This is a genomic window from Novosphingobium humi (genome assembly GCF_028607105.1).
Taxonomy (GTDB): domain Bacteria; phylum Pseudomonadota; class Alphaproteobacteria; order Sphingomonadales; family Sphingomonadaceae; genus Novosphingobium; species Novosphingobium humi.
The window spans coordinates 2,574,408-2,599,953 of record NZ_CP117417.1; the positions used below are offsets into that span (position 1 = coordinate 2,574,408).

A 25,546-nucleotide genomic window follows, 5' to 3' on the forward strand; every position below is an offset into this window, starting at 1 on the left:
CCCCGAAAGGGAAGTGGTGCACCCGGAGCGATTCGAACGCCCGGCCCTCAGATTCGTAGTCTGATGCTCTATCCAGCTGAGCTACGGGTGCCTTGGAGCCGCGCCTCTAAGGGGACAGCACCGGCTTGGCAAGAGGAAAATGACATTTTGTAAAAACTAATTATTTCCCCTGTTCCGCCCCCGCCCCGATCCAGCGCAGCAGGTCGCGCACCAGCGGCACATCGAGCGGCGGCATATCCAGATCCGGCAGGGCATCGGGCGCAACCCACGCAAATTGCTGGCCTTCCCGCGCGATTGGATCGCCGCTCCACGCCCGCGCCACATAAAGCAGCAGCAGCACCCGACGCCGCTCCTTGCCAGGGGCCTCATCGCTATGGGCAAAGCTGACCGGCATCAGCGCATGCGCCTCCAGCCCTACGCCCAGCTCCTCCTCCATCTCGCGCAGGGCAGCCTCGACCGGCCCCTCGCCCGGATCAATCTTGCCGCCGGGAAATTCCCAAAGGCCGCCATGCTGTTTTCCATCGGGGCGGCGCTGCATCAATATATGCCCGTCATCGCGCAACAGCGCCACGGCCACCACGGGCAAAATCATTCCACGACCTTTCCTTGCTGCCCCGGAAATACCACCATTCCCGCTCAATATCTTATTAACCGAACGCCTGCACAATAACACCGCAACGAATTTGGGCGGGCAAGGTCATGTCTATTGCAGAATTCCTGACCCGACTCCATCGGGACGAGCGCGGACTGGCCGCTGTGGAATACGGACTGCTGTGCGGGCTGATCGTGCTGGTTATGATCGCCGCGCTTAACGGCGTGGCCAACACCATCGTCCAGACATGGAACAATGTCGACACCCAGGCACAGGTCGCGGTCCAGCAGGCAACGGCCTCCTGACGCAGGCCCGACCGATTCGGCGTGCCCCTTTGCATTTTGCAGGCCTTTGACGCGCGTTACCCAAATCTTTGCACCCCTCTCCGCATTTACCACGGGGCGCGCGGACACGCTGACGGATTGTTAAGACATCTCCTCTAGGAGGAGGGGACCGCCGGGCTGAGACGGGAAAACTGGCAGGGCGGAAAGACTGCTACAGGAGACTGACCATGAAGTTCATCAACAAGCTCATCCGCGACGAAGCTGGTGCGACCGCCATCGAATACGGCCTGATTGCCGCTCTGATCGCCGTTGCCGCCATCACCGCGATGAATGGCCTGGGCAACCAGCTCAAGACCACTTTCAACACCACCTCTTCGCAGATGTCGACGGCCAACGCCTCGGCCGCCTAATCGCCCAGCCCGACTACGGGGTCGGGCGCGATTTAGAGGTAAAAGAAGAGCGGCGGGGCGACCTGCCGCTCTTTTTGCATGCCCGCACTATTCACCAATCAAGATACAGAATAGGAGTGATTATTTTAGGTTACCGAAAGTAAAACCATCTTTTCAGTATCGCTTTATAAACATCTTATAAGTATCTACCCGTGTGTCGGCAGAGACGATTTGTCCGACGAGACCGGAGACCGACCATGAAATTCCTCAACAAACTGATCCGTGACGAAGCCGGCGCCACTGCCATCGAATATGGCCTGATTGCCGCCCTGATCGCCGTTGCCGCCATCACCGCGATGAATGGCATGGGCAACCAACTCTCGGCCACGTTCAACACGACCTCTTCGCAGATGTCGACAGCCAACGCCTCGGCTGCCTGATCCGGGTGATTCCGGGCGGCCCCGATGTCGCCCGGTGATCCAACGCCTGCACGGGCGCCTGTATCGCGATGCCCGCGCTCTGGCCCGCCCATGGCGCAACACAAAAGGGCGCAGCGTCCATCGACGCCGCGCCCTTTGCTGTATCCGGCGGGATTGGCGCCTTATTCGGCGCCGATGGCCAGAAAACGCTCTTCGCGCATCGCCAGCAATTGCTTGGCGTCCATCTTGAGCAGCTTGTCCAGTTCCTCGCCAATCGCCTTGCCCAGCGCCTTGGCCGCCGCATCGGGATCGCGATGCGCCCCGCCCACCGGCTCGGGCACAATACGGTCGATAACCTTGAGGGCGAGCAGGTCCTGCGCCGTCACCTTCATCGCCTCGGCGGCATCGGCGGCCTTTTCGGCGGTGCGCCACAGGATCGAGGCGCAGCCCTCAGGCGAAATCACCGAATAGACCGCATGTTCGAGCATCAGCACGCGCTCGGCGCTGGCCAGAGCCACCGCGCCGCCCGATCCGCCCTCGCCCACGATCACGGCCACCATCGGCACGCGCAGCGCGAGGCAGGCCTCGGTCGAACGAGCGATGGCTTCTGCCTGACCGCGCTCCTCGGCCTCGACACCGGGAAACGCACCTGAGGTATCCACCAGCGTAACCACCGGCAGCCCGAATCGACCCGCCAATTCCATCAGGCGAATCGCCTTGCGATAACCCTCCGGCTTGCCCATGCCGAAATTGTGCTTGATGCGCGTGGCGGTATCATGGCCCTTTTCATGGCCGATCAGCATCACCTTGCGGCCATTCAGAGTGGCAAAACCACCGATGATCGCATGATCCTCGCCATAGAGGCGATCGCCGCCCAGAGGCACGAAATCGGTGAAGATCTTTTCGACATAATCGACGAAATGCGGGCGCATCGGATGGCGCGCCACCTGCGTCTTCTGCCACGGGGTCAGCGCACGATAGGTGCTGGCCAGCAGGTCGGCGCTCTTGCGCTCCAGCCGCCCCACCTCGGCGGAAATGTCGAGGTCGCCCTCGGCCGCCGTTGCGCGCAATTCCTTGATGCGCGCTTCAAGCGCGGCCACCGGCTTTTCAAATTCGAGATAGGAAACCATGGCGCATGGCCCTAGTGCGATGCGCCGGTTTGGGCAAGCCTTTCAGCCGTCAGCCAACCGTTCTGGCCGCCAAAGGATGCCGCTGGTTCACCAATTCGACCAGACGGGCCGCATCGACATGGGTATAGATCTGGGTCGTGCCGATATCCGCATGGCCCAGCAGCGTCTGCACCACGCGCAGATCCGCGCCTCCTTCGAGCAGATGGGTGGCAAAGGCATGGCGCAGCACGTGGGGCGACAGCCGCGTCGGGTCCAGCCCCGCCCGCGCCCCCAATTCGCGCAGCAATTGAAACAGGCGCACCCGCGTCAGATGCCCGTCCTTGCCGGTGGAGGGAAACAGGAATCGCGAATCCCGCCCCGCGCCCCGGATCGCAATCCAGCGGCGCAGCACCTGGCCCGCGCGCGCGCTGATCGGCACCATGCGCTGCACCCCGCCCTTGCCGGTGATGGTCAGCAAGGGCGCATCGCGCGGCGCGGCGCTGATCGGCAGCGACACCAGCTCGGTCGCCCGCAGGCCCGAACCATAGAGCAATTCCAGACAGGCCAGCGTGCGCAAAGGCTCGCGCCGGTCGCCTGCGGCCTCCTCCTCGGCGCGGGCAAACAACGTGGCGATATCCTCATGCCCCAGAATGCGCGGCAAAGGGCGGCGCTGCGCCACGCGCGGCAGGGCCGGACTGGGATCGTCCTCGCGCCAGCCTTCGTCGATCAGGAAACCGTAGAATTGCCGCAAAGCCGAGGATTTGCGCGCCACGCTGGCGGGCGAGAGATGGCCCCATGTGGCCGCCAGCCGTTCCAGCGCGGCGACATCGGCCCCTTCCAGATCGCCCAGCACATCCTCGGCCCCGCGCAGATCGCGCTCATAGGCCGCCAGCGTGTTGGCAGCCGCGCCGCGCTCGGCCGCCAGCATGGCCAGGAAAGCCGCCACCGCCGCCGAGGGCGCGCGTGTCACCCGCGCGCCACGGCTTCGGCCGCGATCATCCGCGCCTCGGCCGCCATCCCCACGCGGCTGAGCGCCGAGGTGATGTGATAGAGATAGCGCGGCGTCATCTTGGCCCAACTGTCGCCCTGCATGCCCAATCCGGCCAACAAGGCCACCAGCGCGGCATTGTTCACGCCCGCCGCCGTATCAATCGCCCCGGTCCAGCGGGTCTGGCCCGCCACGCTGCCCTTGACCTTGCCCAGCAGCGAATCGCGCGTGTTGTCCTTGATCCGCCCCAGCCCCGAGAGCGCCGCGATCAGCAAGGCGCTGCGATGCTGGCCATCGGATTTGTCATTGCCGATAAAGGTCTCAATCGCCCCCGTATCAGCCTCGCCCCCCATCGGCAGGCCCAGCGCCAGTTGCGCCCAGCCCGGCGACCCCGCCTCGACCACCGGCCGCCACAGCGCCGCATTACCGTCCAGCCCGGCGCTCAGCATCGAGGCAATCAGATCACCCGATTGCGCATTCAAATCCGCCGAGGGCGCCAGACGCGCCGCCGCATAGGCCGTCAGGACCATGCGGGCATAGCGCGAATAGGGATTGGCCGCCCCATCCCACAATTGCTGCATCGCGGCCACGCGGTCGGCAGGCGCCACGCCCACATAGGCATCGCGCAGCAACAGCGCGCGCTCCGCCGGGCCGCCGGTGATGTCATCATCGCTGTAGATCTGGCTGTAGAGATCAACCATCGCCGCGCCAGAGAGCACGCCCATCGCGCCGGCCACATCGGCGGCATCCGCGCGCAGCCCCAGCCCCGCCATGGGCGAGAGCGCGGTCATATCGGCATAGACCGGCCCGGCCTTGGCCAGCAGCGTTTCGGGCGGGGCCAGCCCCACCGCCAGCGTCAGCCCGTGGCGCATCGGGGTCAGGTCATTGACATTATCCCACTCGATCTTGACCGCCCGCGCCCGCGCGCCACCCACGGCCCCGGCATATTTCTGCGCCAGTTCCATATCCATGGGCGAAAGCACCTTGGCCTTGCCCAGACGATCAAGTTCGGACTGGCCGGTCGAGGTGGCCCCGCCATAGGTCTGGCAAATGCTGCGCATCACCTGCCACGCGGCATCGTCGCGCGCGGAATAATTGAGCTGCATCACCGGGCAGAAACCGGTAAAATCGCCCGTTGCGATATAGGCATCCATCGCCGCCTGCGTCAGCGAAGCATCGTAATTGACCGGATCAATGTCCTGCACCAGCGCGCGTGCGGCCACGCCCTCGCCCATGCGCAGCAGCAGCGCGGCACGCAGCGCGGCAAATTCGGTGGGCGCCATTTCGGCGGGCGCATCCAGCCGCGAGGCCAGCGCCCGGCGCAGCAGAATATGGCCCCAGCGCGACACCATCTGGCCATTGTTGCCCGCCAGCACCGCGCGCACCAGCGCCGCATTCTGTCCGGCCAGCGATTGCGGCGCCATCCCGCCCTCGCCCGTGTCGAGCAGGCCGACCTCCTTCATCGCGCGTTGGGCGCCGGGGGGAATGTCATATTTGGGGATGAGGCCGAGCAGTCGGTCCAGCTTGTCCGGCGGCAAGGCGATCAATTGGTCGAACGAGGTGATCCCATTGGGCAGCACCACCGGCCCGGTGGCCGTGGCCGCGCCGATAGCGCCGATGCCCGAAGGCGCCTCGACCACCGGCTGGACCGCGATGGTGGGTTCGGGATTGGGGCCGATATCGACGCGGGGCTGGCCCGGACGCGCGGCGGCGGCGGCGGCGGGCGCAGCGCGCGTGGGCCGCGCGGCGGGGCGGTCAAAACCGGGGGGCAGCAGCGATTCGGGTCCGCCCTGCGCCCATGCGCCGCCCGCGCCCAGCAAGGCCACCAGCGAGCAGGCGAGGAGAGGCTTGGCAATCCGTTTCATCACTTCACCTGTCCGTTCACGCCGACCTGCCTGGTCGAAAGTTCCACCGCCACTTCGCGCATCTGCATCGGCCCGCCCTTGATCCAGGCCAGCGCCACAAGGCCGCCCGCCAGCATCAGGACCAGCGACAACCACCAGAGGCGATAGGATTTGCCCGATCCGTTCCTGCCGTTCTTCTTGCCGCTATCGCGCCGGATCGTGATACTCAACGCCAAAATCCTCGAAACAGCGGCCCGAAGCGGCCCGACATCATGCTATGCTTGCGCCGCCGGTTAGCAAAAGTATAGGCAGCCCGGCAATGGATGAAGATCACACTCTTTCCGAAAGCGCAGCAGAGGCCGCTCATCTGGCCGCAGTTCTGGCGCATATCGACCGCCCCATCGTTCTGGTGGGCATGATGGGCGTGGGCAAGACCAGCCTTGGGCGGCGTCTGGCCGCCTTGCTGGGCGTGCCCTTTGTCGATGCCGATGACGAGATCGAAAAGGCGGCGCATATGCCGATTCCCGATATTTTCGCCACTTACGGCGAGGCTTTCTTTCGCGAGGGCGAGCGGCGGGTGATCGCGCGGCTGCTGGGCGAAAACACGCCGGGCGATGCGATCAAGGGGCTGAAACTGCCTCATGCGGGCAATGGCAAGGCGGGACTGAAGGTTTTGTCGACCGGCGGCGGGGCCTTTGTGAATGATGCCACGCGCGAACTGATTCTCGCGCGCGGGATCGCGGTGTGGCTGGATGCGGAACTGGAAACGCTGGTGGACCGCACCGCGCGCAAGGGCAACCGGCCTTTGCTGAAAACTGGAAACCCTCGCGAAATTCTCTCCAATCTCAAGTCCAGCCGTGAACCTTTCTATTCGCAGGCCCCGATCAAGGTGATGAGCGGCAATGTGCCCCATTCTCGCACCTTGGCCAGTCTGATGGTCTCGCTGGACGAATGGCTTGATGCCCATGGCGCGAAAGGCTGATTGAACGATGCCGATTATTTCTGTCGATATTGCCGGCCGCCCCTATGAAGTGCGCGTGGGCGCCGGGCTGATCGCCAATCTGGCGCAGGAAGCGGGCGCGCGGCTGCGCAAGCCCGTTGTGCCGGTCATTACGGACGCGAATGTGCATAAGGCTTGGGGGGCGGCGGTCGATGCCTCGTTGGCGGCGGCGGGCAAGAAGGCGGCGTGGCATATCCTGCCTGCGGGCGAGAGCACCAAGAGCTGGGCCAATCTGGTGGCGGTGGTCGATGGGCTGCTGGCGCTGGAGGTGGAACGGGGCGATCACATCATCGCGCTGGGCGGCGGGGTGATCGGGGATCTGACCGGCTTTGCCGCCAGTATGCTGAAACGCGGGTGCCATTTCATTCAGGTGCCGACATCGCTGCTGGCGCAGGTCGATTCGAGCGTGGGCGGCAAGACCGCGATCAACACGCCTGCGGGCAAGAATCTGGTCGGTGCGTTCCATCAGCCCTCGCTGGTGCTGGCCGATCTCGATGCGCTCGATACCCTGCCCCGGCGCGAGTTGGCCGCCGGTTATGCCGAGGTGGTCAAATACGGGCTGATCAACGACCCGGAATTTTTCGCATGGTGCGAGGCCAATGGCGAGGCCATGCTTTCGGGCGACCGGGCGGCGCGCGAATATGCGGTGGCCTATTCGGTGGCCGCCAAGGCGCAGATCGTGGCGCAGGACGAGTTTGAAACCACGGGCCTGCGCGCCCTGCTCAACCTTGGCCACACGTTCGGCCATGCGCTGGAGGCCGAAACCGGCTTTTCCGACCGCCTGCTCCATGGCGAGGCGGTGGCGCTGGGCTGCGTGCTGGCGGCGCGGTTTTCCGCCCGGCGCGGCTTGATGGGGGCGGATGAGGCGGAGCGCGTGGCGGCCCATATCGCTGCCGTTGGCATGCCTGCGGATATTCGCGCGCTGGGCCTGAATGTGTCGGGGGCGCAATTGGCGGCCCATATGCTGCATGACAAAAAGGTCGATGCGGGGCGCTTGGCGTTTCTGCTGATGCGCGGGATCGGCGGGACGTTTTTGACCAAGGATGTGACGCTGGAGGAAGTTTCGGCGTTTTTGAGGGAAGAATTGGAAGGGTAAAATGGCGAGGGTCATAACCCTCGCGCTCCCATTACTGTCTTTGTCGCGCACTACCTTTCCGTGAGCGCCGAATGGAAGCGCCGAAGGCATTTAATAGCCTCCGGCGGTGCGCCATTGCGCAAGGCCGAACCCATGGCGCAACAAAGACAGTATCGGGGAGCCACGAGGGGCTAGCCCCTCGTGATAATCCCTTCAAACCTTCTTACCGCATCAACACCAATTCCTCGGCCATCGAGGGATGCAGCGCCACCGTATCGTCGAAATCGGCCTTGGTCAGGCCCGCCTTCACGGCAATAGCCACGGCCTGCAGGATTTCGGGCGCATCCGGCCCAATCATATGGACGCCAATCACCTTGTCGGTCGCCGTATCCACGATCAGCTTGTAGAAACCCCGCTCCGCCCGCGTGGCGAACATGTTCTTCATCGGGCGGAAATCGCTGGTGTAGATCTTGATGTCATGCCCCGCCGCGCGCGCCGCCGCCTCGGTCAGGCCCACGCCGGCCAGCGGGGGCTGACTGAACACGGCGCTGGGGATATGGTCATAGGCGATGGTGCGGGGTTTGCCGCCGAATACGGTGTCGGCAAAGGCATGGCCCTCGCGGATGGCCACCGGGGTCAATTGCACCCGGTCGGTCACATCGCCCACGGCATAGATCGAGGGGCAGGAGGTGGCGTTATATTCGTCCACCGGGATCTGTCCGTTCGGCCCCAGTTCGATCCCGGCGTTTTCCAGCCCCAGCCCCGGCGTCTTAGGCTTGCGGCCCGTGGCCACCAGCACGGCATCCGCCTCAATCGGCAGGAAACCCTTGGTGTTGACGCAAAGCGAGCCGTCCGACTGCTTGATGATGCTCTCAATCGGCGCATTGAAACGAAATTCCACACCGCGCGCGCGCATCATGGTCAGCAACCGGTCGGTCAGGCTTTCATCATAGCTGCGCAGGATCTTGTCGGAACGGTTCACCACCGTGACATGCGCGCCCAGAGCATTGAAGATGCCCGCAAATTCCAGCGCAATATAGCCCGCGCCCTGAATCACCACGCGCTTGGGAAAGTTCTCCAGATGGAAGACCTCATTGCTGGTGATCGCATGTTCATTGCCCGGAAATTCGGGCATGACCGGCCATGCGCCCACGGCCACCAAAATATATTTCGCGCTGATCTCGCGCCCCGATGCCAGCCGCACCGTGTTGGGCCCGGCGATGGTGGCGCGCTCGTGGAAATGATCGACCTTGTTGTTGTCCAGCGTGGACGTATAGGCACGCTCCAGCCGGTCCACATCGCTGGCCACGAAATCGCGCAGCGCGGCCCAGTCAAAGCTCTTTTGGCCAATCGTCCAGCCGAGCTTGGCCGTATCGTGCAGTTCCTCGGCAAACTGGCTGGCATAGACCAGCAGTTTCTTGGGCACACAGCCGCGGATCACGCAGGTGCCGCCCACGCGGAATTCCTCGGCCACGGCCGCGCGCGCGCCATGGCCGGCCGCGATCCTGCTGGCCCGCACGCCCCCCGACCCGGCGCCAATCACAAACAGGTCGTAGTCAAATTCGGCCATTTTCAAACTCCACCGGGGGGACAAGTCATTGCGCGCCGATATGGGGCCGACCGAAGGCTTTGCCAATAGTTGGTATGCAACACTGACAATATTAATCTGCCGGATTATGCTTCTTCAAAAATGCGTCCAGCTTGTCATACCAAAGCCTGGCGTTGACGCTCTTGGAAAAGCCATGCCCCTCGCCCGGCATGGCATAGAATTCATAATCCTTGCCGGCCGCCTTCAAGGCATCGACCATCAGCGTGGACTGCTTGTATTGCACCCGCTGATCCTTGTCGCCATGCAGCAGCATCAGCGGCACTTTCAGCTTGTCGGCAAAAAAGAGCGGAGAGATCGTCTTGAGATCAAAATCCTCCGGCCCCATCACGGTCTTCTTCCATTCCGCCGCGCCCCGCTTCAGATTGCTCATATCGCTCAACTGAAACTTGAGATTGCGCGGCATATCGGAAACTCCCGCAAAACTGACAGCGCAGCGATAGCGTTCGGGATTGCGGATCGCGCCCCACTGCGCCGCATAGCCGCCATAGGACGAGCCCACAATACAGACCCGCTTGGGATCGATCACGCCCTCCTTGGCCAGCCAGTCCATACCATCGTCAAGGTCATCCTGCATCGCGCGGCCCCATTGCCCGCGCCCCTTCTGATAGAAATCGTCGCCATAGCTGCTCGACCCGCGATATTGCGGCTGAAGCACGGCATAGCCGCGATTGGCCAGAAACTGCACATCCTCGTCATAATCGCCATCATCGCGCACGCCGTAAGGTCCGCCATGAGGCAGGATGATCAAGGGCAGATTTTTGGGATCGCGCCCCAGCGGCAGCGTCAGATAGGCCGGAATCTCCAGCCCGTCGCGCGCCTTATAGGACACATAGCGCGGCGTGGCCAAACTGGCCGAGGGCAGTTTCTCGTTCACAAAGGCCAGCCGATGCATGACCCCGTCGGCCACCTGATAGAGGTAATAGCTGCCCAGATCCGACGCCGAGCCGACATGGACGATCATCATCGAACGGTCGCGGTTTTTCGTGACCACCCAAGCCTGTCGATTGCCCACCGACTTGTCCAGACTGTCCTGCAATTCGGCCAGTTCCTTGTCGAACCAATGCGTCCTCAGCTTATCATCCGTATAGGAGACGCTGATCAGTTCGCCCTTGTCCTCGCTCAGATCGAAATCCTCGATATCGTTCTTCGCGTTTTCATAGACCAGCTCGCCCTTTTCCCGCTTGGCGAAATCATAGCGATAGAGCGCATCGCGTCCGGTCTTCTCATTCTTCAATATGCGATAGCCCAGATCGGTGCCGCTCCACAAATGCACCGCGCTCATCTGCGCATCCTCATCCTCAAGGCTCTTGGCGCGCACCACCGTGCGAAAGGGATCGCCATCCTTGGCGCGATAGAGCATGTCCCATTTGCCGCCATCCTTCATTCGATAGCCCACGCGGACCACACCGGTATTGTCGGCATACCAGTCCCACACGCGATCCTCGGCCGCCTGCACCAGCTTGCGCTTGTTGGTGGCGATATCGACACGATAGATGCTGGGATATTCATAGATCGTGGCCTGATAGGCCATCAGCGCGCTCTTGCCCTCGGGATCGACCCATAGCACATCATCGCCCGTCAGCCCCTCGGTCGAACTGCCAAGAATCAGCATCTTTTTCGTCACGATGTCATAGGCGATAAGGCGGGTCAGCAAGGCTTCATCGCCATCCCACGGCACCAGCTTGCCCACGCTGATGAGCAGCGTGTTGTCGCCGGCCCAGCGATACCAGCGCAGGTCGGGATCGGTCTTTTTCTGACCGATCGGGATCAGGATCGGCGCTGCGTTCTGGACCGAAAGGATGGCCAGATTTTCCACCCCCTGTACATTCATCCGCGCGGCAATGTGCATCCCATCCGGCGAAAGGCGGGGGCGTGACATGAAAGGGCGTTCGGCAAACACTTCGGCAGGGATAAGCGCAGGCCGGGCGCCGGGCGCACCCGATGAGGCGGATGCGGCCTGAAGCGGAGCCGTCGACGGCGGGCTTGATGGTGCGGTTTGGGCAAAACCCTGCCCCGCCATGCCACAAACCATGGCCAGCGCCAGCGCATGACCGAGACAACGGCCACGCCAAATATTGTTCATGAAGCCCCCGCTTGAAAATATTCCGACCGATCATCGGATCGGCGCAAGAATAGCCATGAACAGTGCGGCGACTCAATGAATTTCTAAACAAAAATCGCGCCATTTCTTTGCAGAAACGGCGCGATTTCGTCCATTTTTACCTTGGAGCCATGGCTCAGGCCAGTCCCGCCTCGGCCAGCAGCGCGGTGGTGCTGGCGTCGAACTGGGCCTCGCCCTTGTCGATGGCATTGGCGATCTGCTTGCCCAGTTCCACGCCGAACTGGTCAAACGGGTTGATGCCCAGCAGCACCGCATTGGCAAAGGTGCGATGTTCATGGAACGCGATCAGCGCCCCAAGGCTGGCGGGCGAAAGATCGTCGATCAGGATCGTGGCCGAGGGGCGGTTGCCCGGATAGGAGCGCGATTTATCCGCCGAATCCTTGCCCGCCATCAACGCGGCGCCTTGGGCAAAGCAGTTCATCAGCAGGATGCGGTGATGGGCCGGGTCAAGCTGGTCGCCCGGCGCGATGCTGGCGATGAAATCGACCGGCACCACGATGGTGCCCTGATGCAGCAACTGGAACACGGCATGCTGGGCGTCCGTACCTACGCCGCCCCAGGTGATCGGCGCCGAAGGGCCGTCCAGAGGCGCGCCGTCAAAGGTTACGCTCTTGCCGTTCGATTCCATTTCAAGCTGTTGCAGATAGTCGGGCAGCAGCGCGAGGCGTTCATCATAGGCAAAGCAGGCACGCGTCTGGCAACCGCGCAGGCGGGTGTAGAGCTGATCGGCAAAGGCCGCGCGCAGCGGCAGGTTGGCCGCGCCATCGGTATTGGCGAAATGCTCGTCAATGGCCGCCGCGCCCGCCAGAAATTCGGCAAATTCCTCAAACCCCAGCGCCAGCGCCACCGGAAAACCGATGGACGACCACAGCGAATAACGCCCGCCCACGCTTTCGGGGAAAGGCAGGATGCGGGTTTCATCCACGCCCCATTCCACCGCCTTTTCCGGCGCGGCGGTCAGCGCGACCACGCGGCCATAGGGATCATCAACGCCGTTTTCCTTCAGCCAGTTCAGAGCCGATTTGGCGTTGGTCATCGTCTCGATGGTGGTGAAGGTTTTGGACGCCACCGCAATCAGGGTCGTGGCTGGATCGGCCTTGGCAAAGGCGGCCTCGAGCGCGCAGCCGTCGATATTGGCGACGACATGCACCTGCACCACGCAGCCGTCGCGGGTCAGCGCATCGATCGCCAGCGCCGGGCCGAGCGCCGAGCCGCCGATGCCGATGTGGATCAGATGCCTGACCTCGCCCAGCGCGCCTTCGTGGATCGCGCCCACCAGCGAGGCCATGCGCTGATGCAGGGCTTGGGCCTCCTCGACGCTGGTGTCCTTGCCCACGCCGCGCTGGGCGGTGTGCTCGGCGGCGCGGCCTTCGGTGTTGTTGATCTTTTCGCCGCCGAACAGTTGCGCGCGGCGCCCGTCGAAATCCTGCGCCGCGGCCAGAGCCTCGAACCCGGCGATATGCGCGTCATCCAGATGCATCTTGGACCAGTCGAAGCGGATGCCGCCCAGCCCTTCGCCCAGCTCGAAACGGGTGGAGAGCTTGCTCAGGCGATCGGCATCCCCGGCGAACAATTCCGCCAAAGTGGGGCGCGGCAGACCCGCCAGATGGTCCCATGCAGCCTTGACCGATTGGTTGGTGGACACGTTCGCTTCACTCCCGTCTTGCAGATGCGATCAATAATTCGCCCGAACCTATGCCCTTTGCGCAAGGATAGGCCAAGGGTGCGGCGCAGCAATTTTCCTTTTATCGCCCCGCTGAATACGTTTTGTGACGCAAGGATGGTCCAAACTTGCACGGTTCATCCCCTGCTCAGCCAAACCATGGCTTGACGCGGCGCTTCTGGGCCAACATGGCAGCACGGCCAGATTCAAGGATGAGCAAAGATGAGCCAAGCCGAACCCGCCACCAAGCCCGGCGCCAAACCGGAAAAACAGGAGGAGAACTTTTTCGTTTTCCTTATCAAGCTGGTGGTGATCGTTGCTGTGTTCCGCAGCTTCATCTTCTCGCCCTTTAACATCCCCAGCGAATCGATGCTGCCGCGTCTGGTCAATGGCGACTATTTGCTGGCCGCCAAATGGCCCTATGGCTATTCGCGCTATTCGATGCCCTTCAGCCTGCCGCTGATCCCGAGCCGCATTCTGGCCACCCAGCCCAAGCGCGGCGATGTGGTGATCTTCAAGGCTCCGCCGACCAATCAGGATGACTGGATCAAGCGCGTGATCGGCCTGCCGGGCGACACGATCCAGATGAAGGGCGGCGTCCTCTACATCAACGGCAATGCCGTGCCCAAGCAGAGAATCGAGGATTTCGAGATCGCCGTCTCGCCCAACACCTCCTGCTATCAGCCGCGCTATGGCATGAGCGTCAATTACGAGACGGTGAAGGACGGCAAGACCATCTGTCACTATCCGCAATATCGCGAAACGCTGCCCGCCGATAACGGGAAACCGGGCAAGTCGTATAACGTGCTCGATATGGAAACCACGCCGCAGGACAATACAATGCCTTATATCGTGCCCGAAGGCGCGCTGTTCCTGATGGGCGATGACCGCGACAATTCGCAGGACAGCCGTTTCCCGGTCGAAGTGGGCGGCATCGGCTATGTGCCCCAGGGCAATCTGGTGGGCCGCGCCACCATCGTGATGTGGTCGACCGACGGCTCGGTTTCGTGGTACAAGCCCTGGACCTGGCTGACCGCCGCGCGCTGGAACCGGATCGGGGGCACCTTTTGAGCAAGACCCTTACGACAAAGACTGCCAGCAATCCGGCGCTTCCCGATGCCACGCGGGAATTTCTGACCCGCGTGATCGGGGTGGACTGCGATGATGCGCCCGAATGGACGGCCGCGCTGACCCATGGCAGTTTTTCGGCCCAGAACGGCGCGCGCGGCAAGGGTATCGAGGATTATCAGCGGCTCGAATTTCTGGGCGACCGGGTGCTGGGCCTGACGATCGCCGAATGGCTGTATCAAAACGAGGGCGCGGCCGAGGGCCGCCTTTCGCAGCGATTGAACGTGCTGGTCAGCCGCCAGATGTGCGCCACCATCGCGCGCGGGATCGGGCTTGGCGAACATATCCGCCTTGGCAAACAGGCGCGCGACGATGGCGGGTCGGACAGCGAGAATATCCTGGGCGACGTGATGGAAGCGCTGATCGGCGCCTCGTTTGTCACGCGCGGCTTTGAACCCACCCGCGCCCTGATCCGCAGCCTGTGGGCCGAAGAGGTCGGCGGGCGGGCCGGACAGGCCAAGCACCCCAAATCCGCGCTTCAGGAATGGGCCGCCGGCAACCGCCGCAAGGCCCCCGAATACCGTCTGGTCGATCGTTCAGGCCCCGATCATGCCGCGCGCTTTACCGTCGCCGTGGCGGTCAAGGGCGTGGGCGAGGTCGAGGCCGTGGCCAACAGCAAACAGGAGGCCGAAACCAAGGCGGCCGCCGCATTTTTAAGGCAATTTGGATGAGTGAAATCGCAGAATCTTGCGGCCTGGTGGCCGTGTTGGGCGCCCCCAACGCGGGCAAGTCCACGCTGGTCAACGCGCTGGTCGGGCAAAAGGTGGCGATTGTGTCGCAAAAGGCGCAGACCACCCGCGCCCGCCTGATGGGCATCGCGCTGGAGCAATCGGACAAGCACAATGCCCAGATCATCCTGGCCGACACGCCGGGCATTTTCGCCCCGCGCCGCCGTCTCGACCGCGCGATGGTGGCCGCCGCATGGGAAGGCGCATCCGAGGCCGATGCCATCCTGCTGGTGGTCGATGCCGCCAAGAAGAACCGGCAAGGGCTGGAGGAGATCCTCGAATCGCTGAAAGCCCGCCCCGAGCGCAAGCTGCTGGCGCTGAATAAGGTCGATCTTTGCCCCAAGGAGCCGCTGCTGGTTCTGGCGCAGGAGCTGACGCAGGCGGTGGATTTTGCCGAGGTGTTCTTCATCTCCGCCTCGACCGGCGACGGCGTGGCCCAATTGAAGGCGCGTCTGGCAGATCTGATGCCCGAAGGCCCCTGGAATTTCCCGGAAGATCAGGTGTCGGACGCCTCGGAACGGCTGATGGCCTGCGAAATCACCCGCGAACAGCTCTATCGCCAGCTCCATGACGAGCTGCCCTATGACAGCACCGTGCGCCCCGAAAGCTATACCCACCGCAAGGATGGCAGCGTCGAGATCCGCCAGCAGATCGTCATCGCCCGCGAAAGCCAGAAGCCGATCGTGCTGGGCAAGCGCGGCGCGCGTCTCAAAGCCATCGGTGAGGCGGCGCGGGCCGAACTGGCCGAGTTGCTGGGGGTCAAGGTGCATCTCTTCCTGCACGTCAAGGTCGATGAAAACTGGGCCGATGCGCGCGAAATCTATGAGGAAATCGGGCTGGAATGGGTGCGCTGAGACACTCGCCCCGATCTTTTGTGAGACAGACATACAAAGATTATGGCAAATCGGATGAAAACTGCGACAAGACGGTTTGGTTCGAAACCATGAAGTGACAGCACAGAAGCAAATCTGGGCATCGGGGGTTGATGGCCTGACCGCAATGCAGATGGGGGTCTGTCGCGGGTTGAAAGGGCGATCAAACGGACGGAGTGTTTGATGGTCGAATATATCGCAGAACTTCCGGCGCGGTTGCGGGGTGCAGCCAAGGCGGAAGCTCCCAACGCCGGCCAGCCCCTGTCGGGTGTGGGCGAAAAGGCCGGACTGGGCGCGGTGCGCGGGGTCAATCTGCTGCTGATGGGCTTTGCCTATCTGGCGGTGGGGCTGCTGCTGCGCGGCGCCACGCTGGGCTATCCCATCATCCATGCTGACGAGCAGTTCTATCTGCTGGTGGGCGACCGCATGCTGCATGGCGCGGTGCCGTTTGTGGATATCTGGGACCGCAAGCCGATCGGGCTGTTCCTGTTGTTTGCCGGTATCCGGTTGCTGGGGGGCGACGGGATTCTGCAATATCAACTGGTGGCATTGGCCTGCGTTGCGGGCACGTCGCTGGTGATCTATCGCATGGCGCGCGAGATCGCCTCGCCGATGGGGGCGTGGTGGGCCGGGGTGGCCTATCAACTGTTCCTCTCGGCCTTTTTCTGCTTTGGCGGACAGGCGCCGGTTTTCTACAATCTGCTGATGGCTCTGGCCGGGCTTGGCATGATGGGCGTGTGGACGGCCAAGACCGACCGGCGGCTGTTTCTCCATGGTCTGGCGATCATGGCGGTGGTCGGCGTCTCGCTTCAGATCAAATATACGGTCGTGTTCGAGGGCATCGCCTTTGGCCTGATGCTGATGGCCCGCGCACAGGCGCTGGGCTGGTCGCATGGGCGCATTCTGGCGGCGGCCACCGGCTGGGCGGGCATGGCGCTGGTGCCGACGCTGGCGGCATGGGGCGCCTATATTGCGATGGGCCATGGCATGGCCTTTGCCCAGACCAATTTCCTCTCGATCTTTGACCGCCACGAGGAATTCGACGGCTCGCTCTTCCGCCTGTTCAAGGAAACGCTGGCGCTGCTGCCGGTCTGGGCGGCGCTGTTTCTGGCGCCGCGCCAGATGCCGCCGCTGCGCTATGCCGCGCGCCCGGCGCAGGGTTTCCTGCGTATCTGGGCCGCTGTGGCGGTGGGCGGGTTCCTGATCTTCGGCACGTGGTATGACCATTATGTCGCGCCGCTACTGGTGCCGCTGATGGCGCTGGCCGCGCCCGCGCTGGGGCGTGGGCGGCCCTTCCGGTGGTACACGCATTTCATGCTGGGCACAGGCATGGCCGCAGCCGCCGTGGTGACGGTCTATAACACGCGCCATCATGGCACGACCGAACAGATCGAAGTCGTCGCCGACATGATCCGCAACGCGGCCGCAACGCCCACGGGTCAGGGCTGTGTCTATATCAACGAGGGTGATCCCATCCTCTATCACATGACCAACGCATGCTTTGTCACGCGCTATGTCTTTCCCAATCACCTCAACAGTCTGATCGAGCAGCAGGCGTTGGGGGTGGATACCAATGACGAGATGCGGGCCATTCTGGCCCGGCGTCCGCAGGTGGTGGTGATGCTGGAGACGCCTTTTTCCAAGCCGGTCAACTGGCAATCGCGGCAAATCCTGATCGACGGGCTGAAAGAGCATTACCGCAAATTCGCCGATCCCTTCATCGGCAGCCGCCATTATCAATTGTTCGTGCTGAAAAACGCTGCGGCATCACCGGCACAGTAACAATTCCGCATGGCCCTTTCAGCCTTTAACCCGCGCAGCCTGATGGGCTCGCCCCGTTTCGCGCGGCTGATCATCGGGGTCTTTGCTGTTGGCCTTGTGCTGGCCATACTGACGCCGGTCTACAGCGACGAGATAGGCTGGCGGCTGCAGGAACGGGGCTGGCTGGACGGTGTGGACAAGCTCTATTCCGAGCAATGCGGACCATCCACGCTGGCCCGGCCGCTGTGGTTCATGTGGCCGGTGCGCTGGTATTCGGCATTTTTCAACACAGGTTTTCCCGACCCCTTCTGGGTGCGTTTTTCGGGCGTGCTCTATGCGCTGGCCTGGGCGGGGCTGCTGCTGGCGCTGATCCGCCGCATGGCGGCGGGCGCGGCGCAGAATCGCGCGGTGGCGGTGCTGATGCTGGGTCTGCTGGGCCTTGGCACGCTTCCGCTGCAACTGGTGTGGAGCCGGCCCGAACAGCCGATCCTGCTGGCCGCGCTGGGCGCGATGCTGGTGGCATGGAATGGCCGAGAGCGTCTGTCATGGTGGCGTCCGGCGGCGATCACCCTGCTGGCCGGTATCGCGCTGTCCTATCATTTCAAGGCTTTGGTGCTGATCCCGCTGTTTCTGGCCTGTATCGTGCCGCAACGCAGCCCGGCCCTCTGGCGCCTGCTTTGCGCGGCGGCCCTGCTGGGGCTGACCGCTGCCTCGGCCCAATACTGGTTTGCGCGACTGTCATGCCCGGCCGATGCCATGCTGGCCGCACAGCATGCCGGTCAGAGCCTGCATTATGAGGGCAGCCTCGTCAAACTGGCGCTGCGCGCGCTGGCCAATGACAATCTGCCCGCCTATGTCACGCTGGCCGCCCCCGATGTGACGCCCATGTCGCATTGGCTGCCCTATCATCTTGTGACCAAGCCGGAACAGATCGCGTGGTCGGCCGCGATGATAGGCTTGTGGTTCATCGCCTTCCTGCTGGCCGGGGGCGCTTTGTGGCGCGCTGTACGCAGGGGCGGGATAAAGGCGGCGCTGGATCTGCGGGTCGTCTTCGCGCTGCTGCTGTTCGGCATCGCATCGGCCTATGCCTCGGTGCAGATGGTGCGCAATTGCTATGAGGCCGCCTTCGTTCTGCCGCTGTTGGCGATGTCCTTTGCCTGCGCGCTTTGCGCCGAACCAAACGGAGGGCCGCGCCTGCCGACCATGGCCGCGATCACCGGCCTCGCCATGCTGCTGAGCATGGTGATGGTGGGCGCGATCTATGGACCATCCTTGATCCGGGCGGCGCAGGCCAGCGGCTATCTGGCCGAGCAGCCGCTTTCCGTCCCCGTTTTCCACTATGACCGGGCCAGAGCGATGATCCGCAAGGCAGCCGCGCTTTGCGGGATCGATCCCGACAATCATCAGCAGCGGCTGCTGATCGATGACGCCACTTATTTTACCTTCATGCAGTCGCGCCTGCCCGATCATCACCTTTCGGTGCTTGACCCCCAATGGCGCGGCGCGGTCACCGATCCTCTGTCCTATCTGAAAAGCCAGGGCATGGACGGCGCGGTGGTCCATTGCCGCTTTCTTGACCCGGCAACGCGCCGACATGCGCGCGCGGCAGACGGGGTCTGCTGCCTGTCGCGCGCCATGTTCTGACCTATCCGCCCACGCGGGCCAGTCTATCGGCTCCGGCATGATCGGTCCGGCCCATGACAAACACACAACCGGCCAGCAGCACCAGCGCCACCATCGGGCCATGCGTGTCATTCGTGCCCAAAGGCGAGGCGATCAGTCCGGCAAGACCGAGCAGCGTCAGGCGGCGGTCGCCCGGCATCGGAGGCCGCCGCGACAGGTCCAGCATCAGGAAAACCATCAGAGGCATCACCCGCAGCATGTGATAATAGGCCGTCACCGGCAGGACCAGCGGCGGGAGGGCGGTCAGGAAGAACAGCCATTCGTGGCGATCCATGCCCTGCCTCGCGGCCTTGCGTGCCCCCAGCACCAGCGCGGCGGCGCCTGCGAAGCAGAAGAACCTGCTGGTGATCGCATTCCACCCCGGCCCCATGCCCAGCGCCCGGCCCGCCCATCGCGGCAGGAATTGCAGCGATACGTTCCAGTCATTGCCCATGCTGCCCTGCGCATAGACACGGTGGTAGATCGCCAGCCCCTTGAAAAAATGGTCGATGGTATAGACGGGATAGAGCGCGTGCATGGCCTGCAGGCTGAGCGCGCCGATCACGGCGGCGGCCACCCCCGGCGCGACCATCCGCGCCAGCTTGCGCCCGACCGACACCTTGCCCGGCAGTTCGAGCAGGACCAGAAGCGCCGGTTCGGGCCGCATGTTCAAGGCCAGTCCCAACGCGATCCAGCCTATCCAGCGCCACCTGTCCGCCCACAGGGTCAACAGATAGAGAAAGACCAGCAGCATCACGAAACCGGCGACATTCTCGCGCGTCAGCATCCAGATCGCGGGATAGGACAGGCAAAGCGCAAAGCCGCAAAACCCCATCACCGGCCCGCGCGCGTCGCACAGACACGCAAAGATCCGCATCATAGCCAGACCAAGCGCCAGATAGGCGGCCATGAACCCCAAAACCGCCGCCATCGGCCCGGCCCCGGCCATCGCCATGGCCCCCAGCACGAAGATGATCGCGCTTAACGGCGGGATATGCAAAGTCGTGATCGTGTGGGAATGGGGATCGTTGATGTTGCGCAGCGAATCGTCCGCCGCGCCCAGATTGTTCAACAGATAATCCTGAAACAGCCGGGGCCAATGGCTGTATTCCGCCTTGGCCATGACATCGGTAAAGGCGAATTTGTAAGCGGTGGCGACCTTGGCGAAATCGGCGAAAAGGTCGGCCGGGTCAAAAAACATGCTCCACCGGCCCGGACCGCCAAAGGCATGATAAATATCGTCAACAAGCGCGCGAACCGCCATGATCGCGATCAGCGCGGCAATGGCTCGGGTGGGTTGGTAGAGACGGAAATCGAAAACCAGTTGATTAAGTCGTGCAAGCGGCCGCTTAAGCCAAAGCCAATAGCCCATCAAAACAATATGTCCCAGACAGATGATTCATGCCCTTCCCCACCGGGGCGTCATGGCACAGGCCGGGGCGAATGAAAGCAAAATCGCCTGCCCGGACAAGACAACAGCCCGCTTCGAAACGAAGCGGGCTGCGCGATGATCAGGTCTGGTGGCCGCCGGAAGTCACCCCTTTGCGGCGGCGGCCTTTTTCGCAGGAGCCTTTTTCGCCGCCGGTTTCTTGACGGCGGGCTTTTTGTCGGCTGCGGCTTCGCCATCGTCCTTTTTGGCGGCGGCCTTCTTGGGCGCGGGTTTTTTCGCGGGTGCCTTCTTCTTGCCCTTGGTGCTCGGCCCCTTGGCCGCCTTTTCGTCGATCAGCGCGATCGCCTGTTCCAGCGTCAGCTTGTCCTGCTCGACCGCCTTGGGCAGCGTGGCATTGGTCGTCCCGTCGGTGACATAAGCGCCGTATCGGCCCGCCAGCAGCTTGATCTCGCCCCCGGTGGTCGGGTGGGCGCCAAAGACCTTGAGCGGCTCGGCAGGGGCATTGCGGCTGCGCCCGCCGCCCGCCGCCGCCTCGGCCAGCTTGGTCACGGCAAGGTTCATGCCCGTCTCGAACACTTCGGCGGTGCTGCGCAAACGCGCATACTTGCCGTTGTGGGCCAGATAGGGGCCGTAGCGACCGATGCTGGCGGTGATCGGCTCGCCGCTTTCAGGATGCGGCCCGATGGTCCGCGGCAAGGACAAGAGCTTGACCGCCCAGTCCAGCGTCATCTCGCCAATATCCTTGGGGATAGAGGCCATCTTGCGCGTGTCGCCTTCGCCCATCTGGATATAGGGGCCAAAGCGGCCCGCCTTGCGCATGATGGGTTCGCCCGTTTCCGGGTGCTTGCCCAATTCGCCTTCCTCGCCCGCATCGGCGCTGCCGCCGGGCTGGGCAAATTTGCGGGTGAATTTGCATTCGGGATAGTTCGAGCAGGCGACAAACGCGCCATACTTCCCACCGCGCAGGCTCAGACGGCCTGCCTCGCATTGCGGGCATTTGCGCGGGTCCGTCCCATCCTCACGCGGGGGGAACAGGTAATCGGAGAGAAATTCGTCCAGCGCCTCGGTCACTTCCGAAGGCTTCTTCTCCATCACCTCGTCGGACTTGGGCTTGAAGTCCTTCCAGAAGGCTTCGAGCACCGCGCGCCATTGCGCCCGCCCGCCCGAAACATCGTCCAGTTCGTCCTCCATGCCCGCCGTGAAGTCATAGGCGACATAGCGGTCAAAGAAACGTTCGAGGAAGGAAGTGAGCAGACGGCCCGTTTCCTCGGCAAAGAAGCGGTTCTTTTCGGTGCGCACATAGGCGCGGTCCTTCAAGACCTGAAGCGTGGCCGCATAGGTCGAGGGGCGTCCGATGCCCAGCTCTTCCAGACGCTTGACCAGCGACGCTTCGGAATAACGCGGCGGCGGCTGGGTGAAATGCTGGGTCGCCTCCACGCCCTGTTTCATGGGCATGTCGCCCTTGTTCATCAGCGGCAGCAGGTTCGCATCGTCATCATCGTCGGTCTTGTTGTCGCGGCTTTCGTCATAGACCGCCATGAAGCCGGGGAACTTGACCACCTGACCCGTCGCGCGCAGTTCATGGCTCCCGGTGCCGTCGCGCATGGTCACCGTGGTGCGCTCCAGCGCGGCCGACGCCATCTGGCTGGCCAAGGCGCGCTTCCAGATCAGGTCGTACAGGCGCGCCTCATCGCCGCTGCCGTAATGGTCGCGACCGAATTCGGTCGGGCGGATGGCCTCGTGGGCCTCCTGCGCGTTCTTGGCCTTGGTTTCATAGTGGCGCGGCTTTTCGGGGCAGTAGTGGCCGGAAAAGCGCTCGGTGATCTCGCGGCGGGCGGCGGCAATGGCGCTGGGGTCCATCTGCACGCCGTCGGTACGCATATAGGTGATCGCGCCTGCCTCATACAGCGTTTGCGCCACGCGCATCGTATGGCTGGCCGAAAATCCCAGCTTGCGCGCGGCTTCCTGTTGCAGCGTCGATGTGGTGAAAGGCGGATAGGGATTGCGGCGGACGGGCTTCGTCTCCACCTCCTCGACGCGGAAGGCGCCAGCCTCGACCGCCGCCTTGGCGCGATCGGCAATGCCCGCATCGCCAAGGCTCAGCTTCTCCAGCTTCTTGCCTTCAAACTTGACCAGCCGCGCCGGGAATTGCGAACCATCGTGCATCATACGCGCGATGACCTGCCAATATTCCTCGGGCTTGAAGAGTTCGATCTCGCGCTCGCGCTGAACGATCAGGCGCAGCGCCACCGACTGCACACGGCCCGCCGATTTCGCGCCCGGCAATTTGCGCCACAAGACCGGCGAGAGCGTGAAGCCGAACAGATAGTCGAGCGCCCGCCGCGCCAGATAGGCATCGATCAGATCCTGATCCAGCTCACGCGGATGCTTCATTGCCGTGGTGACGGCATCCTTGGTGATCGCGTTAAACGTGACGCGCTCGACCTCCTTGGGCAGCGCGCGCCGCTTGGCCAGCAACTCCTTCACATGCCAGGAAATCGCCTCACCCTCGCGATCAGGGTCAGTCGCGAGGATCAGTCGGTCGGCCTGCTTGGCCAGATCGGCAATCTCGCGCACGCGGGCCTGCTTGTCGCCATACAGCTCCCAATCCATCGCGAAATCTTCATCGGGGCGCACCGATCCATCCTTGGGCGGCAGATCGCGGATATGGCCATAGCTGGCCAGCACACGGTAATCCTTGCCGAGATATTTCTCGATGGTCTTCGCCTTGGCCGGGGATTCGACAATAACAAGCTGCATGGTTTCTCTTGTACTATCTAAAAAGGCACTTTGGCCGCAATGGCCAGAGGACCGCAGATGCGGCCATGCCCCCAATGGAAAGACTTGTGAAGCCCGGTTGCCCCAAGGAGCGGCCAAGGGACAAACGGCGCCTCACGTATACGCGCGAGGGTGACGGGAGCGGTGGCCCTTCGTCAAGAGGGCGTGAGGCGCCTCCATTTCCATGGCATTTTGACAGGCATAAGACACAGACGGCTTCGTTTCGGAACCATCGCGCCTTTACCCGGCCCGGCCCCGGAGGGAAAACACACGCGTTTTTACGGAGCGCGCGATGCGAGAACTTCACCCCCGATCACAGGATACGGCTGACCCGGCCCCCGGCATGGCGCTGGATCACCCCGGCCAGCTCCAGCTCGATCAGCGCCATCTGCACGCCCCCGGCGCTCAGGCCCGACTGGCGCACGATCTCGTCCACCCCCACCGGGGCCAGGCCGAGCAGCGCGGCAATCCGGTCATTGGCATCGGCGCTGCCCTCGTCGGCCTCCTGCGCATGGATGTCGTCGTCCGGGCCATCCGACAGAGCATGGCCCTCTTCGCGGAAATGCGACATGGGCACGCCGTCGAAACGGGAAACCAGTTCGATGATATCCTCGGCCCGCTGGATCAGGATGGCGCCCTCGCGGATCATTTCGTTGCAGCCATGGCTGCGCGGGTCCAGCGGGGAGCCGGGAACCGCCATCACCTCGCGCCCGTATTCGCCCGCCAGCCGCGCGGTTATCAGCGAGCCGGACTTGAACGCAGCCTCGACCACCACGGTGCCCGCCGCGATCCCGGCGATGATGCGGTTGCGGGTGGAGAAACGACTGGGAATGGGCGCCACTCCGGGCGGGGCTTCGGTGAGCAGCAGTCCTTCGGCAGCGATGCGTTCTTGAAGCGTGGCATTTTCGGGGGGATAGGCCATGTCGATCCCGCCACCGATGACTGCGATGGTGCTGGCGCTGCCATAAGTTTCGCCGCGACCGGCCAGAGCGCCTTGATGGGCGGCAGCGTCGATCCCGACCGCCAGACCTGACACCACCGGAAAGCCTGCCTCGGCCAACGCGCCCGCGATTTCTCGCGCCAGCCGCATCGCGCCCGCGCTGGCATTGCGCGCGCCCACCATGGCCACGGGCGCGGCCCGCGACAGATCGGCCCGCCCGCGCGCGATCAAAACAGGCGGAGCCGAATCGACCTGACGCAGCAACGGGGGATAATCGGGCGAATCATGAAAGATATAGCGCGCACCTGCGGCGCGGACGGCCTTGATCTCGGCCTCGACCACGCCTGGGTCGATGGCGCGATAGGGCATACGCCCCTTGCCGCGCCCATCGCCCCGCGCCGCCAGATCGGGCAAAGCGTCGAGCGCACGGCGCGCATCGCCAAAACGGCGCAGCAATTGGCCAAAGGTGACCGGCCCGATGTTGGGCGAGCGGATCAGACGGATCCGCGCCAGCCCTTCCTCGCGGGTCAGGTTGAAACCCGCGCCGGACTGCGCACCCTCGCCCGGCTCGCTCATCCCTTTTTCGCGCCCACTTTCGGCTCGGTCCCGGCGCGCAGGCGGGCGATATTCTCACGATGCTGATACAGCACCAGCGCAGCCAGCGCGGCCAGCACCGGAACCATCGCCGTATGGCCCAGCGCCAGGGCGCCAATGGGCGCGGCCAACGCGGCGCTCATCCCGCCCACACTGGAAATGCGCGAGAGTTTGAACATGCCCACCCATGCCAGCAGACACAGCAGCCCAACCGGCCAAGCCAGCCCCAGCGCCACGCCCAGCATGGTGGCCACGCCCTTGCCGCCTTTGAATTTCAGCCAGACCGGGAAGCAATGGCCCACCATCGCCCCGGCCCCGCCCGCCAGCGCCAGCCATGTGGCCCCGGCGGCCCCATCGGCAAATTGCCCGGCAGGCAACAGGCCCGCGATCAGCACCGCCGCCGCGCCCTTGCCGCCATCAAGCAGGAGCGTTGCCGCCGCCAGACCTTTGCGCCCGGTGCGCAGCACATTGGTCGCCCCGATATTGCCCGAACCGATCGAGCGCAGATCGCCCGCGCCAAAGGCCCGCGTCAACAGCAGGCCAAAAGGCACCGAACCGAGCGCATAACCCAGCACCGAGGCCACCATCAAAGACATTGC

Annotated in this window: 22 protein-coding genes and 1 tRNA gene; 10 read left to right on the forward strand and 13 right to left on the reverse strand. The window is 63.6% G+C overall.

The genetic code is table 11. The features are described 5' to 3' along the window. Positions 1-14 precede the first annotated feature (14 nt). Together PQ457_RS12110 and PQ457_RS12115 are read right to left on the reverse strand one after the other, a co-directional pair. Positions 15-91: transfer RNA gene (locus PQ457_RS12110), tRNA-Arg, on the reverse strand. A 69-nt stretch (positions 92-160) separates the two neighbouring features. After that, positions 161-592: a (deoxy)nucleoside triphosphate pyrophosphohydrolase gene (locus PQ457_RS12115; RefSeq protein ID WP_273617084.1), complete on the reverse strand. Its 432-nt coding sequence runs from the start codon at positions 590-592 to the stop codon at positions 161-163. Positions 593-699: 107 nt separating this feature from the next. Here PQ457_RS12115 and PQ457_RS12120 point away from each other — a divergent pair, with 107 nt between their 5' ends. The 3 genes from PQ457_RS12120 (at position 700) to PQ457_RS12130 (ending at position 1,705) form a co-directional block, all read left to right on the forward strand. Continuing rightward, entirely contained in the window at positions 700-897 is a 198-nt protein-coding gene (locus PQ457_RS12120; protein WP_273617085.1) for a Flp family type IVb pilin, read from the forward strand. A gap of 206 nt (positions 898-1,103) precedes the next feature. Beyond that, positions 1,104-1,286: a Flp family type IVb pilin gene (locus tag PQ457_RS12125; protein WP_168603916.1), complete on the forward strand. Its 183-nt coding sequence runs from the start codon at positions 1,104-1,106 to the stop codon at positions 1,284-1,286. A gap of 236 nt (positions 1,287-1,522) precedes the next feature. Beyond that, positions 1,523-1,705 carry a Flp family type IVb pilin gene (locus tag PQ457_RS12130; protein ID WP_273617086.1) on the forward strand — a complete coding sequence of 61 codons (183 nt, stop codon included), beginning with the start codon at positions 1,523-1,525 and terminating at the stop codon, positions 1,703-1,705. Between the two features lie 161 nt (positions 1,706-1,866). Here PQ457_RS12130 and PQ457_RS12135 read toward each other — a convergent pair whose 3' ends face one another. The 4 genes from PQ457_RS12135 to PQ457_RS12150 are packed head-to-tail and all read right to left on the reverse strand — an operon-like array spanning position 1,867 to position 5,855. Then, entirely contained in the window at positions 1,867-2,814 is a 948-nt protein-coding gene (locus PQ457_RS12135) for an acetyl-CoA carboxylase carboxyltransferase subunit alpha (RefSeq protein ID WP_168603918.1), read from the reverse strand. Positions 2,815-2,863: 49 nt separating this feature from the next. Next, on the reverse strand, positions 2,864-3,721 hold the full coding sequence (locus PQ457_RS12140; protein ID WP_273619315.1) for a tyrosine-type recombinase/integrase: 858 nt from the start codon (positions 3,719-3,721) through the stop codon (positions 2,864-2,866). Positions 3,722-3,759: 38 nt separating this feature from the next. Next, positions 3,760-5,646, reverse strand: coding sequence for a hypothetical protein (locus PQ457_RS12145; RefSeq protein ID WP_273617087.1), 1,887 nt, complete (start codon positions 5,644-5,646; stop codon positions 3,760-3,762). Continuing rightward, positions 5,646-5,855 (reverse strand): hypothetical protein, encoded by a 210-nt coding sequence (locus PQ457_RS12150; protein ID WP_273617088.1) that lies wholly within the window; start codon positions 5,853-5,855, stop codon positions 5,646-5,648. The genes PQ457_RS12145 and PQ457_RS12150 overlap by 1 nt, the downstream gene beginning before the upstream one ends. Positions 5,856-5,944: 89 nt before the next feature. On the opposite strand from PQ457_RS12150, the gene PQ457_RS12155 reads away from it, so the two are divergent. Together PQ457_RS12155 and aroB are read left to right on the forward strand one after the other, a co-directional pair. Continuing rightward, a complete protein-coding gene (locus PQ457_RS12155) occupies positions 5,945-6,607 on the forward strand; it encodes a shikimate kinase (protein WP_246870161.1) in 663 nt (220 codons plus the stop codon). Positions 6,608-6,614: 7 nt separating this feature from the next. Further along, complete coding sequence (aroB, locus tag PQ457_RS12160; protein WP_273617089.1) at positions 6,615-7,721, forward strand: 3-dehydroquinate synthase; 1,107 nt, start codon at positions 6,615-6,617, stop codon at positions 7,719-7,721. Positions 7,722-7,923: 202 nt separating this feature from the next. Here the strand turns inward: aroB and gorA are convergent, their stop codons facing one another. The 3 genes from gorA to pgi form a co-directional block, all read right to left on the reverse strand. Continuing rightward, positions 7,924-9,270: a glutathione-disulfide reductase gene (gorA, locus tag PQ457_RS12165; protein WP_273617090.1), complete on the reverse strand. Its 1,347-nt coding sequence runs from the start codon at positions 9,268-9,270 to the stop codon at positions 7,924-7,926. A 91-nt stretch (positions 9,271-9,361) separates the two neighbouring features. Then, complete coding sequence (locus PQ457_RS12170) at positions 9,362-11,188, reverse strand: alpha/beta hydrolase family protein (RefSeq protein ID WP_273617091.1); 1,827 nt, start codon at positions 11,186-11,188, stop codon at positions 9,362-9,364. Positions 11,189-11,546: 358 nt separating this feature from the next. Beyond that, positions 11,547-13,076 carry a glucose-6-phosphate isomerase gene (gene pgi / locus PQ457_RS12175; RefSeq protein WP_273617092.1) on the reverse strand — a complete coding sequence of 510 codons (1,530 nt, stop codon included), beginning with the start codon at positions 13,074-13,076 and terminating at the stop codon, positions 11,547-11,549. A gap of 240 nt (positions 13,077-13,316) precedes the next feature. Between pgi and lepB the strand changes: the two genes are divergently transcribed. From lepB to PQ457_RS12200, 5 genes are all read left to right on the forward strand, one after another. Next, the gene (lepB, locus tag PQ457_RS12180; protein ID WP_273617093.1) at positions 13,317-14,165 is read left to right on the forward strand and encodes a signal peptidase I; all 849 of its coding nucleotides are present in this window, start codon (positions 13,317-13,319) and stop codon (positions 14,163-14,165) included. Further along, positions 14,162-14,893, forward strand: a complete 732-nt coding sequence (rnc, locus tag PQ457_RS12185) for a ribonuclease III (protein ID WP_420540937.1) — start codon at positions 14,162-14,164, stop codon at positions 14,891-14,893. The genes lepB and rnc overlap by 4 nt, the downstream gene beginning before the upstream one ends. Continuing rightward, a complete protein-coding gene (gene era, locus PQ457_RS12190; RefSeq protein WP_273617094.1) occupies positions 14,890-15,804 on the forward strand; it encodes a GTPase Era in 915 nt (304 codons plus the stop codon). The genes rnc and era overlap by 4 nt, the downstream gene beginning before the upstream one ends. A 201-nt stretch (positions 15,805-16,005) precedes the next feature. Next, entirely contained in the window at positions 16,006-17,604 is a 1,599-nt protein-coding gene (locus PQ457_RS12195) for an ArnT family glycosyltransferase (protein WP_273617095.1), read from the forward strand. Positions 17,605-17,646: 42 nt separating this feature from the next. Further along, complete coding sequence (locus tag PQ457_RS12200; protein WP_273617096.1) at positions 17,647-19,227, forward strand: hypothetical protein; 1,581 nt, start codon at positions 17,647-17,649, stop codon at positions 19,225-19,227. A 1-nt stretch (position 19,228) separates the two neighbouring features. Here the strand turns inward: PQ457_RS12200 and PQ457_RS12205 are convergent, their stop codons facing one another. From PQ457_RS12205 to plsY, 4 genes are all read right to left on the reverse strand, one after another. After that, positions 19,229-20,509 carry a hypothetical protein gene (locus tag PQ457_RS12205; RefSeq protein WP_273617097.1) on the reverse strand — a complete coding sequence of 427 codons (1,281 nt, stop codon included), beginning with the start codon at positions 20,507-20,509 and terminating at the stop codon, positions 19,229-19,231. Between the two features lie 270 nt (positions 20,510-20,779). After that, positions 20,780-23,395: a type I DNA topoisomerase gene (topA, locus tag PQ457_RS12210; protein ID WP_273617098.1), complete on the reverse strand. Its 2,616-nt coding sequence runs from the start codon at positions 23,393-23,395 to the stop codon at positions 20,780-20,782. Between the two features lie 331 nt (positions 23,396-23,726). Then, positions 23,727-24,929, reverse strand: coding sequence for a DNA-processing protein DprA (dprA, locus tag PQ457_RS12215; RefSeq protein WP_273617099.1), 1,203 nt, complete (start codon positions 24,927-24,929; stop codon positions 23,727-23,729). Continuing rightward, a complete protein-coding gene (plsY, locus tag PQ457_RS12220; RefSeq protein WP_273617100.1) occupies positions 24,926-25,543 on the reverse strand; it encodes a glycerol-3-phosphate 1-O-acyltransferase PlsY in 618 nt (205 codons plus the stop codon). Before plsY ends, dprA begins: the two co-directional genes overlap by 4 nt. Between the last annotated feature and the right edge of the window lie 3 nt (positions 25,544-25,546).

Coding starts and splice junctions, on each gene's coding strand:
- PQ457_RS12135 (WP_168603918.1), bottom strand. CDS start 2,814: ATGGTTTCCTATCTCGAATTTGAAAAGCCGGTGGCCGCGCTTGAAGCG.
- PQ457_RS12145 (WP_273617087.1), bottom strand. CDS start 5,646: ATGAAACGGATTGCCAAGCCTCTCCTCGCCTGCTCGCTGGTGGCCTTG.
- PQ457_RS12130 (WP_273617086.1), top strand. CDS start 1,523: ATGAAATTCCTCAACAAACTGATCCGTGACGAAGCCGGCGCCACTGCC.
- PQ457_RS12115 (WP_273617084.1), bottom strand. CDS start 592: ATGATTTTGCCCGTGGTGGCCGTGGCGCTGTTGCGCGATGACGGGCAT.
- PQ457_RS12155 (WP_246870161.1), top strand. CDS start 5,945: ATGGATGAAGATCACACTCTTTCCGAAAGCGCAGCAGAGGCCGCTCAT.
- PQ457_RS12200 (WP_273617096.1), top strand. CDS start 17,647: ATGGGCTCGCCCCGTTTCGCGCGGCTGATCATCGGGGTCTTTGCTGTT.
- PQ457_RS12205 (WP_273617097.1), bottom strand. CDS start 20,509: ATGGCGGTTCGCGCGCTTGTTGACGATATTTATCATGCCTTTGGCGGT.
- lepB (WP_273617093.1), top strand. CDS start 13,317: ATGAGCCAAGCCGAACCCGCCACCAAGCCCGGCGCCAAACCGGAAAAA.
- era (WP_273617094.1), top strand. CDS start 14,890: ATGAGTGAAATCGCAGAATCTTGCGGCCTGGTGGCCGTGTTGGGCGCC.
- plsY (WP_273617100.1), bottom strand. CDS start 25,543: ATGTCTTTGATGGTGGCCTCGGTGCTGGGTTATGCGCTCGGTTCGGTG.
- PQ457_RS12170 (WP_273617091.1), bottom strand. CDS start 11,188: ATGTCACGCCCCCGCCTTTCGCCGGATGGGATGCACATTGCCGCGCGG.
- PQ457_RS12195 (WP_273617095.1), top strand. CDS start 16,006: ATGGTCGAATATATCGCAGAACTTCCGGCGCGGTTGCGGGGTGCAGCC.
- PQ457_RS12140 (WP_273619315.1), bottom strand. CDS start 3,721: ATGCTGGCGGCCGAGCGCGGCGCGGCTGCCAACACGCTGGCGGCCTAT.
- PQ457_RS12125 (WP_168603916.1), top strand. CDS start 1,104: ATGAAGTTCATCAACAAGCTCATCCGCGACGAAGCTGGTGCGACCGCC.
- gorA (WP_273617090.1), bottom strand. CDS start 9,270: ATGGCCGAATTTGACTACGACCTGTTTGTGATTGGCGCCGGGTCGGGG.
- dprA (WP_273617099.1), bottom strand. CDS start 24,929: ATGAGCGAGCCGGGCGAGGGTGCGCAGTCCGGCGCGGGTTTCAACCTG.
- aroB (WP_273617089.1), top strand. CDS start 6,615: ATGCCGATTATTTCTGTCGATATTGCCGGCCGCCCCTATGAAGTGCGC.
- PQ457_RS12120 (WP_273617085.1), top strand. CDS start 700: ATGTCTATTGCAGAATTCCTGACCCGACTCCATCGGGACGAGCGCGGA.
- topA (WP_273617098.1), bottom strand. CDS start 23,395: ATGCAGCTTGTTATTGTCGAATCCCCGGCCAAGGCGAAGACCATCGAG.